Raw genomic sequence first — 13,302 nt, forward strand, 5'->3', positions numbered from 1 at the left:
ACAAGCAGGACTAATTTTTTTAATTATACTTTTAATTCTTAGAATGAAAAAAAAGGGGACATTAAAACTTACAAGAAAAAAGGTGTTCGTTGGAATATTAATTGGTCTATTAGTTATAAATCTTGTAGTAACTATTGTATTTTGCAATAGGTTTGTGGTTCTTACGCAATGTTAGTGAGGTAATGTTTTCAATACTATGGGAATAGAGTTAAAAAGGACTGATTCCTATGTACGAGATCGAAGAACTGGATCCGCGTATTCGCATAATGACGATGGAAAAGAATGATCACGAGACACACCTTATGGCGCATCTCGTTTCTTGCACTAGCCACTGTCCGGACTGCCGTACACGTTGTGACAGAAGGCACGGTTTCACTTGGAGAAGGATTCGTGATCTGTTCAGAATACAGCAATGTATCCGACTCATGCTTCGAGTTCCGAAATGGTTTTGCGATAACCCGAACTGTGAACGCATCATTTTTACTGAACGCCTCGAGTGGGCGGTACCTTATTCTCGGCGGACCAACCGGACCGATCATGTATTGACGACGTTGATGCTTGCCATGAATGCTAAGGAAGCGGCACGTGTTTGCCCGACGATTGATTGGTATACGGATCAGTCACGATACGCTTCTCAAGATTTTGAGACGTGTCCCTGTTCCTTCGGAACAGCCCGATATCATTAGGATTGATGACTTCGCCTTCAAAAAAGGACATCGTTATGGAACAATCATCTGCAATGCACAAACCCATCGTCCAATCGAATTATTCTGTTCACGGAATCCTGAAGAGTTGATTGAATGGATGGATCGATTGATTGAAAAACCTGTTCGAGCTTCTTCAGACAGATTCCCGGGGTATCAGGAAACACTTCAGAAAAAAGGCGTCGTCGTAGTGAGTGATCGTTTCCATCTGATTCACAATCTGTGGGAGTTGCTCGTTACTATTTGTAGACGTGTGCTACCTAGTCGCTTACCTATCCATAAGAGCCAGTCTGTTGTAGAGGACGGGAATTCCTCTACAACAGATTTTCCTTCCATTGATTCTAATCGCCAAATACTTGTCTCTTCTGTTCAATCCATGCATCGAAAGGGCATGTCCCTGAATGCAATCGCTCGTTCTCTTCACCTGAATTGGCGAACTGTCAAGAAGTATAATGAGCTTAATTATCACCCCTCGTCACTACGACCGAAACGTTCCCACTCAATTGATCGCTATATGGATTATTTAAGAGAGTACGTCATGAACCATTTGACATTGAAGGAAATCAATCGACTACTCAGAGGTCTAGGGTATAAGGGATCTTACGGGGCTATCCGTTATCGGGCTCGAGATATTCGTAGGGGGCTGCTTCTAGAAAATCCGCTCTTTTTATCGCGTAAAGATGCTTGTCGATTACTCTGGCAATGGCCGAAAAAGAATGAGAAAGACATCGCAGATGTTTCAGATTTGTTATGCGAATATCCGGATCTTTCAATCCCATTCTGCTTCATCCAAGGATTCCGAGAAGCAATACGTGTGCGAGATAGTGATGAACTACTTCGTTTGATTATGAACCCGAAAGTCACGGCACATCCGAGACTCGCTCGCTTTGTGCGTCGCCTCAAGAAAGACCTTCCGGTCATTTTGGCAGCCTGTCAGTACGAAGAAAACAATGGCTACGTGGAAGGCAATGTCAATCGATTGAAAATGATCAAACGCCTCATGTATGGGCGGGCTAACTTCGATCTACTCCGTATTCGAGTGCTCTGTCGCAATCCAGATCCGGAGTATTAATATTGTAAGAAAATGATAATGTTTAGTTGGGAATATGCTCGTCAACATTCACTAACATTGCGTAAGAACCACTCCTATTCTGCATTACACAACTATCCTCTCATAAAAAATAAATGAATACTTAAAGTCATTAAGTACAGTTCACAAGAAAGAAATAACTTATATAAAAAATTCAAAATTTAAGTAATTTAAAAAACGCTTTTATATTTTTTTAAGATTTAGTCTTATGAAAATTATATAAGCGTTTTTTGTATGAATAAAGGTCATACGATCTACCTTGTACATTAACTAATCAGTTTAAAATGTACCTTCATATCGAATTTTGTCGAAAAACGACCATTTTTTAATTTTGGTAATATTGTTTCGTCCTAGATTTGCATATTTCTAATAATACATAAGTAGTTTGGTCGTTTTGAACCGTACTGAAACGACATTTATAGTATTTTGGTCGCGAAATACCGTACCGAAACGACATTTAAGTATTTTGGTCAAAAATTTCCGTACCAGAATGACCTTTAACGAAAATTATCACTTTTTTAAAATTTATTTTTGAGCACTATTTTCTTTAAATGGTCGCTTCTTACCGTACCGAAGTTACACTTTTATATGTTTTGGACGAAATATCCCGTACTGGAACAACACTTTATTAGGTTTGGTCGTTCTTTACCGTACCGAAACGACATTTACTTAGTTTAATATCATGAAAAATTATGATTCTAGGTGCCATGAGTGGCGCTACGAAGGGATTATTGATGTTTTGGTCGTTTTAGACCGTACTGAAATAACACTTTTTTTGTAGCTGAAAATGGCTTCATATCAACGTTTTTAATAGGTTGGTCGTCATTTACCGTACCAGAAACGCGTTTTGACAGTTCTTTTATGGAAATGGATACTAGTTGTAGTAATTCATAGTAGAGGAGGTGTAGGTATGTCAATGAATCAAGAAAATCGACATGTATTAGTCGCAAACAAATTACTCATTGCAATGAGCGGATTAACTCGTTGGACAAAGCGACAAGAAGGTTTTTTGTATGAGCAACATCACTATAATATCCCTAAGCCTTTCTTGGATTTGAAATGGACGAAGTCTCGTATTCGACATCTTTTGACTCTTCTATCTCATTGCGATGATCAAGGTATTATTTCGCTTGTTGAGAATGATATGTTAGCTAACTATGCTCGAACTTCAGTTCGTTCATTACATAATAACCTACGCCTTTTTGAATCAGTTGGACTCATTCGTTACTCCGTTCATTTCTCTGGCGTTGTGACAATTGAACTCATTGACTATCTTGAAAACTATCGTGATCTTTTTGAAGAAGCCGATACACATCGCTCTAAGACAGGCTATACTTCACTTTGGTGTGGAATGGTTCGACAACTAATGGACATTGATCATGTCAATATTCTACGAGTAGCATTACGTGCACTCGTACAAGTAGAACGAGATATCCATGTTCAGTCGCAAGACAAAGCGACACTCACGTATGATGAGGTTCGTGGGTTCTTACCACGCTATTGTGGTCATCGTCTCGCAGTGAAGGGTATGCTTGATCAACTGTCGCGCTTCTTCAACGTTCATCTTGTTGAAAATACAAAAGACTTCCTATCTGCTTTAAAAGAAAATGCTGCACTTAAACGCCGGATGCATACCGTTACTCGTCCGCTTATGTTCCACGTGAAACTAGAAGCTCAAGTGGATAGTAAAAAAATCCGGGAAACTGAACGTGCAAGCACACTCATTAGCTGGTTTGATCTTCGCGAAGTAGCGCGTGACTATATCGATTTTGATCGACTTGAAGTATCTTCTTCTTCTCTTCAGTCGCTTAGTGACACTTATGGCTTCACAGCATGCGATGAAGTACTGCGCGCAATTCGCAATGACTTCCATCAATACGGTGAGCTTCTTCAAGAATCAGACATTTATCAGCTGTTTTTTGAATCACCTATACTGTACCTCAATGAGCGTTTACGTAGACATACAGAAAAATTGGCTATCGCATGATAGTCTATTTGTTATGTTCTTTTATGAAAAAAATCAATGAAAACCATTAGTTTTTCATTGATTTAAATTAAAATGAGATTACATGACCAGATTTTTTTCAATAGTTTTATATTTTTACTTAAGAAGACAGCATTATACCATTTAGGAAAAAAAACAAATTTATTGAACAAATAAAAAAGTAAAATTGTTAATTAAACAATAAATTTCGAAGTAACTCAAAAATTATTCTATCTAAAAAAAATATAACTGAACTAATGCAAATTATTCTACTCGTTTCTCAGCTGTTAAAATATCTGATATTTGTTGATATAAAAGGGTTTTTAGCTGCTTTGTTTTTTCTAATTTCTTTAATTCTTATTTAATCTCTTTAATTTTTTTTAATGTATATAATGATAATAATCTGTCTTTGTATTTAATTTATGGCACATTAAGATCATTTGAAGAAAATCGATTCAAATGCTATTTACATCAAAATGAGATAATGTATACAAAAGATGTATTGATATATATTTCTCCAGTAGAAGACTGATAAAATTACTTGTAGTAAAAGATAGGAGGTACGACTTTAGAGTCATATAAAAGAATATAGTCATGAACTAATTGAAGTGTGTGTAGTGAGAAAGTAGTTTACTTTATATAAATTAAATGTTGTGCGAAGGTCGACTATTAAAAATCGTTCAAGACATAGGAGGAAAAAATAAATTTGAAAAAATTAAAAGTTTTACTTCTGAGTATCTTACTCTATATATGTTATTTGATGCCGCCATTAATTTTTTGGTTGTTTACAAGTAAACAAGTTTCTCTATTCCATAGAGGTGTTACAAGTACCTCTACTTTCATTCAAAAGTACAGTTTAAATACTCAAAATACTCTTCTAATTTTATTTATAGTACTTTCGATTTTTTTACTATTTTTCGGAGTATATCTGACTTTATTAATTTCTTATAATTTATTTTATTTAAAAACTTCCAAACATACAGTTGGAATCTTTGGAATCTTTGAATTTTTTACTGCGTTTCTTGCTTTGTTCGCAACAGCAATTTATGGTTATGTAATATCATTTGGAATTGAAATAACAAAAATAGAAATGACAAATTGGTGGGGCATCTTATTCTCATCAATGATTGATTTTATAAAATCACTAGGTATTTTTTATGGAATAATATTTGTATTCATTCGTAGCTTTGAAAACATTAATAAAAGATTTACTAATGAAGAGTTTATCCTTCGAGCATTTTTAAATCTAAAATTGGGCCATGATAAATTGGGAAATCCTTATTTCTCTGAAAATAAAATTAAACTGGTAAAAAAAATTGAAAATATCATAAAAACTATTAACACAAATGATAAGAATATCAAGCTAAAAATAAAAAATAATAGTGATTATTAAATATGAATTGAGCTCTAGAGTTTGAACCGAACCTCGAATGGGGTCTTTTATCAATTGTCCACCATTCAGGGTTCGGTTCAACGCCCTGCGAGTGATTCTGAGGGGTTCTATTCGTTATTCCGTCAGTTGACAATATTATAGCTTAGAAACGGGCGTACGGACTCCTAACGCTCTAAACCAGAGCCGTATCCCTTTTCTTTCTATTTGGCAGCAAGCGATTTGATCGCAATGTCTCTCCCGATCTCTTCGTACTCATTTCGTGGCGTGGCTTCTTTCTGCATGTTCATCTTCTGACCGACGTATTCTTTCGCATATCACAAAGCGTGTTCCATCAACTTTTTCGTTACTTGTGGATTCCCGTCCTTATCCCGTTGAGCCGCTACCATGTCTCGAATCTTGTCGATCACTCGCTTGAAGACCTCGACTCCCAAGGTGAACATCTCACCTAATTGGCTATCTTTCTGACGCTTCAAAGCGCTATTCTCCATTTGTCTATTATCCTTCTCCAGCGTCTGGACTCGTTGCTCAGAGATTCGCAATGCCCGTTGCATCCGTCCCGCGACTTCCGCTCGCTTTTTTAGTTCTAAAAACGTATCGTTCGACATCGATACTTTGTTCAATAGGTTCGGCTTCAGATCGAGATTCACCGATTCGCTCAAAGAGTTGTTTTTGATGTTCCTCGATGTCTTTCTTTGTGGCATCCAAAAGTCGGTTCATGTCCTGTGTGTCCATGATGAGACGTTCCTGTTGTTCTGTCATATCGAATTTGAAAGTCTACACTTTTTCTTGTATCAAAGAGAAGGTTTGCTTGGCTTCTGTTCGGATATCCTCAATCTGTTGTTTGGCTTTCTTCTTGATGCTCATGATTTCTACGGACGCTCGACTTTTCTCTTGGTAGATCTCACGACTAATCATCGATTTATTGAACTTGAGTGTTTCTATTTCTTTCCCAATACTCTCGACTTCTTTTTCAAATTCTTTTTTTGCCTTGTACTGGTGAATATCAAGTTTCTCTTTCGTTTTCTCTCCCGATCAGCGCACAATATCGAATCCTTTTGCCCGCAGCCTTTCCGGAATCTTGTCATGGATCTCGTTCAATGTCGCCTTATTCATTATCGTCCGTTTTCTTTGTCGATGCGCATGAAGTGAAGGTGTATGTGAGGCGTCGATTCGTCGGGGGGATTTTCGAACTGAGGACATTCTCTTTTCCGAATCGATCAACGAAATAATCATGATACGTTTTGAAGTAATCGTGCATTTGTTCGTTCGATATTTTCTTTGCTGTAGATTCTGGAATGGTGATGATATTCGGATAAGTGATGACCGATTTTTTGAACTCGTTTGTTTTCAGACTTGAATTGATCGACCCGTTCTTTTGCTCGTTGATAGAGATTTAATTCACTTTGTACGAGGTCCTAATTGAGGTGGGGGCGGTTTCGATCTATCATGTCATTTTTGATTTGTCCTTCTCGTTCTTGTTCTCTTTCCTTGCCTTTGATGTCAGACATTTGGTTCTTTTGAGCGTTCCAGGCGAATTCGATCGACATAGTTTTTTCCTCCTTATCCAAACAAAGACCGAGAGAAGCGAGAGGGGAAGTTGTCGGCGTTGATTTTATATGAACATAGCCCGCTATACTCTTGCAAAGCAAGAGACGGTCTCTACGAGGTAAAAAGAGAATGGTTGCGCCACTAAAGACAGATGTCGTTTCATGTTTTGGACACGAAAAAAGGTGACGCTTAAGCATCACCTTTAGAATCTTATTACCATGCTTATTAATTTCTACATTAAAATCTTAAAAAAGGTCTACATACACATTTAAAAAATTATATAGAAAAAACGTTAAAAGTATAAAAAACTCTATAAATCTAAAGATTTTGCAATCATTTTTGTATTTTGCAATAGGTTTGTGCAGTGAATTGCAGAAAAAAGTACAGAACTTTGCCAGTAGGCTTCAATTTCGTGATAATGCGTGTGTAACTCGATAACTGTCACCCGTGAATGTCAGAATATGCGCATGATGGATAACGCGATCTACAAGTGCTGACGTCAATCTTGGATCTGCGAAAACACGATTCCATTGACTGAATTCTAGATTCGATGTGATGATGATACTTTTCTTTTCGTACCAGTCTGTTATGAGATGAAAGAGGAGCTCTGCGGACTCTTTGGATAATGGAAGATAGCCCATTTCATCTAATACGATAAGATCCGCAGATTCGAGACGTGAGTGGAAGCTACTCAGCTTTCCATCACGCCATGCTTTTGTGAGTTGCTCTACGAGCACCGAAACACGAAAGAAACGCACCTCTTTTCCTTTGCGGCAGGCTTCCCGTCCTAGACCAATCGCAAGATGTGTCTTACCAGTGCCGGGGGCACCTGTGAGTACCACATTTTGTTGATGATCGATGAAAGAGAGTGACATCAATTCCTCTTTCTTCAGGTGACGGGGGAAGTAAATATTGTCATGCCAGCGATAGTCTTCAAGCGATTTATTATTAATGAACTTCGCTTTTTTTATGAGCCGTTCTGCCTTTGCTTCTTCACGAAGTCTCATCTCCGTCTCGAAGAGTATCGTGAGAAACTTCTCGGACGATTCCATCGGAATCGATTCATAAATTTCAGCGACGTAAGCTAATCGGAGGGACTTGCACATCTCTTTTAAACTCACGGTTGCACCTCACTTTGCCATGGACGGTTCAGACTGTCATATTTACTCCAGTCGACATCGTAGGGATGCTCTTCGATGTCGGAATACGCATCACTCTGACTCAGTAACTCATACAATCGTTCATCGATCTCGTTGAGCGAATGCATGACTAATTTAGAGCGTAACCATCCCAGACGTTCTCTACGGATTATCAAATTGTGGATGTTCAGATACTCCCGAATTCGTCCGGGGAGGTACTCTGCGTGGCGCGAATGACCATAACTACATGGTTTTTTGTACCACTCATTGAGGATACTTTCCCATGGCAATACACGTTTCGTCATCATGTATGGTCGCTTTTCTTCATACAGTATTTCTCCGTGACGAGAAATGATTTTCATGTGGTCCCATTTCAGGATTGCTCTCACTTGTCCATGTCGAGAACCTGATGGAACGAGGATCTTCGTTTGATCGATAGTCACTTCTCCATACTTGTTCACTTTCAACAGTTCCTCCCTGAATACTGGAAATTCTTCTTCCGGCAGTCGAAGAAGGTGCTTTTGCTCCGCCGCGACTAGATCCTTGATGCGTACCTTCTTTTCGTAATGGATACGTTCCATATCATCCCTGAGGGATGAAGCGAGGTTTCGGTTCAATGATTCGAAGTCATTCATTACGGGAGAAGGGACGAGGAAGTTGTAACGGACATACCCTACCTTGTTTTCGACGCTCCCTTTCTCATTCCCACTGTAGGGATTACAGCTTTGTACTTCGAAACCATAGTGCGCCACGAATTGTTGGAAGGCGTCCGTATAGATGGCTTCTTCCTTTGTCGTACGTACTTTAGCGACGGCTGCCGGAAGATTATCGATACGTAATTGCTGCGGCACGCCTCCAATCTCCTCGAACAGTCTCTTCAGCCCGGTCAGGAAGCATTCCTAGTTCTCTGCGGGTAACGCCACCGCAGCTGTCCGATTGCTATACGGCATGGATAGGATCAGGCCATGCACATCGACCGCATGACTGTCTTTCACGACTTCCATGACACCGAAATCTACCTGCGCCTCTCCGGGAGGATGGGCCAAACGCTCGTACCGACTATCGTTTTCTACATCGCGACCTAGGCGCCATTCTTTGATGAATTGACAGACGGTCCGGTAGGACCCTTCAAATCCATATGTACATAATGTCTCATATAGTTTTTTATTGGTTCGTCGTTGTTTCTTTTTCATCATCGCATCTTCCTGTAGCCAGTCCTCGATCATTTCGCCCCAACGGGTGCCGTACATCATGCCACGCTTTGAAGAATGACTTTCTTTTGGTAGAAAAGACTCATCGGCATATTTTTTAGCAGTTCACCAGTTTAGGTTAAGATCTTTCGCGATCTTATTGATGGAATAGGATTTATGGTTCCTTAAAAATTTGATACAATTAATTTCGGACATTGTTAGTATTCCTTTCATCTCCTTAACGTTCTTGTTTCGCAACTTAAACGTTAGGATGAATTTGTGGGTGCTGGCAAGTCCTTTTCTTTTTTCGCAAAAGGAGTGCAGAACTGTGTACGTTTCCGTCGCACAAGTCTGCACTCCTATTCTGCATTACACAATCATTTTTTGATCTTCTAATTTCTTTTTCTTTAAATGTACTTTGAATATATTTTCTAAGTACTTTTCAGGATGAGGCATAGGGAAAGGTTTACCTTTACTTTTTTGTTCATGCTTATTATATCTAGCGTTTATTTTATTCCAATCATCAGGATAAAAAGATTTGAATGCTCTTTTTAATTCTTCAATACTTGGTTGTTTTTCGTATTCAGAAAGAATTTTTTCGATCTTCTCTTGTTTTTTTAAAAAGATTTGTTGAGCCATTTCCGTTCTCCTTTAGATTTAATGTTTTACAAAAAGATAAAATTATCTTTTTAACTGCCCTGTTTTAAGTTGTTTCTTTAACGAAGATAGAGTAAGTTTTTCAACCTTTGCTCTTAGTGTGGGAGAAGAATAATTTGATTTTATTCTTTTTCCGCAACCGACACATTCGTATGTGTAGCGTCCAAAAAAAGTTTTAGATTCAGTTAATTCTGTACCACATACCCCATCATATTCTAAATCATCTTGATTACAAAAAGGTCCAGAAATATCGTTGACATATACATTGGAAATCATTGGAGAATTGTCATTACCATAAAGATCCGAAGAAACTGTAGATTCAGTTTCAAAGAAAAAACTCACTTCTGAAGTTTCTCTAAAAACTAAGTTCCCTTTAATATTGCCGCCATAAAAAGACCCGCCTAAACTTTCTGTTTCTTGCTTTGAATCATTGTACTTAACTATCGCATTTCTTATACTTCTCAAAGTTAAAAGAACTATAAAAACCACAAAAGATAAAAGTAAAATAAACTGAACATCTTCCGAAAGAGAGAAACCTTTAAAACTTATCGGCTTAGTTTTACCATCAGCAATTAAATTCATATACGCTATCGAAAATGTAATTAAACCTGTAAAAATAACAGGACCTATACCACTAAAAAATGAAGTTTTCCAAAAATTATTCTCTTTACTTTTACTCATCTAAACAACCCTTTCGTAAAATCAATCTATATCAAATTCATCAATATTTTTGCCATTGTATTTTAATTTTTCGAGTTCTGTTAACTGGATTACTCCAGCACAACTTCAGATTAATCAGCAATCCAGTTCGCCATGATTTTGTAAAAGTATTCGCTCTTATCCTTCTCCATGTAATGTTCTAATTCATTTGCTTTGTACTTCAACATGTACTCTTTAAAGAGACCACTACAAGAAATGACTTGCTTACCCTTCAAAGAATTGTAGAAGGTCTAGAATATTGCTAGACTGACGCCCATGTCATTACTTTTAGCAGAGTACTTCGCAATCTCGGCGACCGCATTTCCGGTCTGTTTTTCCTTGATGAGTTAGATATGAACTTGAGTAATTGTGTAGTCACCAGTAACCCTACGTCACCTTTCTTTGTTTTATATTCTCTAATTTAATAAGACCAATTTTTATAATCCTTTTCATAACACTTTTCTTTATTGATATTCCACAGCTGACTTCTCTATTATAAATCAATGAAAAATTTTAAAATACTAGTTCATCCTCATTATTATAAAAACTAGTTTTGGATTTTTTGATAAAAAAGTGTTCGCCAGCGTACACTTTTCAGACTAAAGACAAAGTGCAGTTTTTTCTCTTAAATAAGAAAGAGTACGCTTTTTTTATTCACCTCGAATCGTTTTCCGAAGACTATCTCGTCCGAAAAATCGATGCAGTCATCGATGTCGACTTCATCTATCGTGCCGTTGAGAAATTGCATAGCGAAAACACCGGCAGACCAAGCATCGACCTCGTCCTGTTAATCAAGATGGCGCTTCTTCAATATGTATTCGGTATTCTTTCCATGCGACGTACCATCAAAGAGATTGAGACTAACATGGCGTACCGTACCGTTGGTTTTTAGGTCTTGGGCTGGCAGAAGGTACCCCATTTCTCTACATTCGGGAAGAAAGACGTCCGTCGCTTTCAGGGGACGGACGTCTTTGAGAGTATTTTTTTATCGCGTCCTCACCCAAGGAGTCGAAGTCGGGTTCGTGTGCCCCTTCGGTCATCTTTATCGACTCAACCCACATCAAGGCGAACGCAAACAAAGAAACTTCAAGAAGAAGCTCGTTCGACGCGCTGCCCAACAGTAAAAAGACGAATTAGTTCAAGAGGATCGGATCTTACATGGAAAAAAGCCCTTCATCCCAAAAACGAAGAGTGTTAAAGAACGTCAGATAAAGGAGAGTACGACAGATCCGGAGAGTGGCTATTACGTGAAGGAGGAACGTTAGAAGCAATTCGCTTATTCGTGTCATACCATCTGAATCGGCATGTTTTTATCCTAGGAATGATTGTAACACCTGGCAATGTCCACGACAGTGTCGTCTTCCCTTGTACACGCCCCAGAGGCGTGAAAGGAATGTTAAAAACAAAAGACTTTTACTATGACGAACATTATGACTGTTATTTATGCGAAAACAATCAAGTTCTCCATTATCGGACGACGACACGGGATAAATATTGGGAGTATGTCTCTGATCCTCGTATTTGCGAGACATGTCCACGCCTTTCGCGGTGTACGCAGAGTCGTGATCACAGAAAAATCATTCTCGGTCATCTCTGGCAAGAAGCGATGGACTAAGTAGAGCATCTCAGACAAACAGATGTGAATCGAGCGTTGTATCGAAAATATCAGGAAACAATTGAACGTGTCTTATTCATATGTTAGTCACCATTACATACAACAAATCCTCATTTCAATTACGAAATGAGGGTTTGTCTACAATCTGAAAAAAACCGAATGGTTTTTTTTATCAATCTTCCGCTATTCAGGGCTCAGTTCACTATGAGCAAAAATTTTAATTTCTAAAGATTGATGATTAAGGTAATGCGATTTCTACCAACTGACTTTGTTTATTTTTTACTCGATTGACGTAAGAATTATATCTAACATGTGGGACATATACATCACGTTCGGAGAGTTGTGAAAGAACATACAAGATTTTCTTTAAGTGACCAGCACCTTCTTGTATTTTTAGATGTGTCACTCTACCTGTCCCATCTATTTTGTTAATAAATAGCTCGATTTTACCGCCTTCTGAAATAAGTTCTCTGCTTACAAGTGCAGTTTGAGAAATGAGTTCTTCATACTGATGATGAAGACCGGGTCCATTTAAAGCAGAAAGATCAAGCATAATAGTAAATGTATCTTGTGCACTTGGCTGATAAATTTTAGCTTGTAGACTACCTCGCTTAGCAGTTGCAAACCAATCGATTTGTCGCGAAGGTTCAATAGTATAGGGATGTGATGAAATTTGCTGCGAGCGATCTTTGATTGGAGAATGATTGGTAGCTCGATCTCCTAAATTAAATAAAGTACGGATTTTCCTTGGATTTTTAACCTCAATCGATGGATATACAGTCCAGTTTAAGAGAGGAGGTACTGAGACTACGATATTACCTATGCCTAAAGGTAATTTCACCATAATTGCAAATTCATCGAGGAGGAAAGGTCCTCGTTGATGACCGACAATATCAAAGTTTAACGTATCAGGAAGTTCACTCAATTGGAAAATTGTATCGTTTTCATTATTAAATGTTACAGAATACGCATTACTATGTGGTTTACGAATTTGAATAACCTTGCTCATATCATTCATAAGAATTCTATTCTCAATTTTCATAGAAAATGTGCTGCGTTCTTCTTTAAAAAGAATTTGATCTTCCTGAGAAAATGTAACTTTGAATTTTGATTGTAACTTTTTCCGATACAACTCAATGTAAATCGATAAGGATAAAAGTATAGCAAAAATATAAGAAATCCAAGATGTATAAGGAAAAAATAAAAAGATTAAAATAAAAGTGATGTGTATGGGAATTAGTTTCCTCTCTAAGTAGAAAGGAATATCTGATGTAGTATGCACA

12 protein-coding genes and 1 pseudogene are annotated in these 13,302 nt (G+C 37.9%); 5 read left to right on the forward strand and 8 right to left on the reverse strand.

What is annotated here, in order from left to right:
• Window positions 1-302 precede the first annotated feature (302 nt).
• The 4 genes from A0126_RS19885 (at window position 303) to A0126_RS15190 (ending at window position 5,171) form a co-directional block, all read left to right on the forward strand.
• The gene (locus A0126_RS19885) at window positions 303-686 is read left to right on the forward strand and encodes a transposase family protein (protein ID WP_369834798.1); all 384 of its coding nucleotides are present in this window, start codon (window positions 303-305) and stop codon (window positions 684-686) included.
• A complete protein-coding gene (locus A0126_RS15180; protein WP_162288278.1) occupies window positions 586-1,776 on the forward strand; it encodes a transposase in 1,191 nt (396 codons plus the stop codon). The genes A0126_RS19885 and A0126_RS15180 overlap by 101 nt, the downstream gene beginning before the upstream one ends.
• 928 nt (window positions 1,777-2,704) lie before the next feature.
• Complete coding sequence (locus tag A0126_RS15185) at window positions 2,705-3,781, forward strand: hypothetical protein (RefSeq protein ID WP_088838342.1); 1,077 nt, start codon at window positions 2,705-2,707, stop codon at window positions 3,779-3,781.
• A 703-nt stretch (window positions 3,782-4,484) separates the two neighbouring features.
• Window positions 4,485-5,171: a hypothetical protein gene (locus A0126_RS15190; RefSeq protein WP_088838343.1), complete on the forward strand. Its 687-nt coding sequence runs from the start codon at window positions 4,485-4,487 to the stop codon at window positions 5,169-5,171.
• Between the two features lie 525 nt (window positions 5,172-5,696).
• Here the strand turns inward: A0126_RS15190 and A0126_RS15195 are convergent.
• The 7 genes from A0126_RS15195 to A0126_RS15215 all read right to left on the reverse strand — a co-directional run bounded on the left by A0126_RS15195 (window position 5,697) and on the right by A0126_RS15215 (window position 10,386).
• Window positions 5,697-5,903: a hypothetical protein gene (locus A0126_RS15195; protein WP_088838344.1), complete on the reverse strand. Its 207-nt coding sequence runs from the start codon at window positions 5,901-5,903 to the stop codon at window positions 5,697-5,699.
• Window positions 5,904-6,586: 683 nt separating this feature from the next.
• Window positions 6,587-6,718, reverse strand: a complete 132-nt coding sequence (locus tag A0126_RS19590; RefSeq protein WP_239456783.1) for a plasmid recombination protein — start codon at window positions 6,716-6,718, stop codon at window positions 6,587-6,589.
• Between the two features lie 405 nt (window positions 6,719-7,123).
• Window positions 7,124-7,825: an IS21-like element helper ATPase IstB gene (gene istB / locus A0126_RS15200; protein WP_088838536.1), complete on the reverse strand. Its 702-nt coding sequence runs from the start codon at window positions 7,823-7,825 to the stop codon at window positions 7,124-7,126.
• Between the two features lie 11 nt (window positions 7,826-7,836).
• Window positions 7,837-8,709 carry a hypothetical protein gene (locus A0126_RS19595; RefSeq protein ID WP_239456785.1) on the reverse strand — a complete coding sequence of 291 codons (873 nt, stop codon included), beginning with the start codon at window positions 8,707-8,709 and terminating at the stop codon, window positions 7,837-7,839.
• A 48-nt stretch (window positions 8,710-8,757) separates the two neighbouring features.
• Entirely contained in the window at window positions 8,758-9,051 is a 294-nt protein-coding gene (locus A0126_RS19600; protein WP_239456787.1) for a hypothetical protein, read from the reverse strand.
• Between the two features lie 366 nt (window positions 9,052-9,417).
• Window positions 9,418-9,687 (reverse strand): hypothetical protein, encoded by a 270-nt coding sequence (locus A0126_RS15210; protein WP_088838345.1) that lies wholly within the window; start codon window positions 9,685-9,687, stop codon window positions 9,418-9,420.
• A gap of 42 nt (window positions 9,688-9,729) precedes the next feature.
• Entirely contained in the window at window positions 9,730-10,386 is a 657-nt protein-coding gene (locus A0126_RS15215; RefSeq protein WP_088838346.1) for a hypothetical protein, read from the reverse strand.
• A 691-nt stretch (window positions 10,387-11,077) separates the two neighbouring features.
• Here A0126_RS15215 and A0126_RS19605 point away from each other — a divergent pair.
• Window positions 11,078-12,091: pseudogene (locus A0126_RS19605) on the forward strand (transposase); the annotation flags it as partial.
• A 166-nt stretch (window positions 12,092-12,257) separates the two neighbouring features.
• On the opposite strand, the gene A0126_RS15230 reads toward A0126_RS19605, so the two are convergent.
• A complete protein-coding gene (locus A0126_RS15230; RefSeq protein ID WP_088838349.1) occupies window positions 12,258-13,301 on the reverse strand; it encodes a DUF58 domain-containing protein in 1,044 nt (347 codons plus the stop codon).
• Window position 13,302: the final 1 nt, after the last annotated feature.

The organism is Exiguobacterium sp. N4-1P (assembly GCF_002214325.1).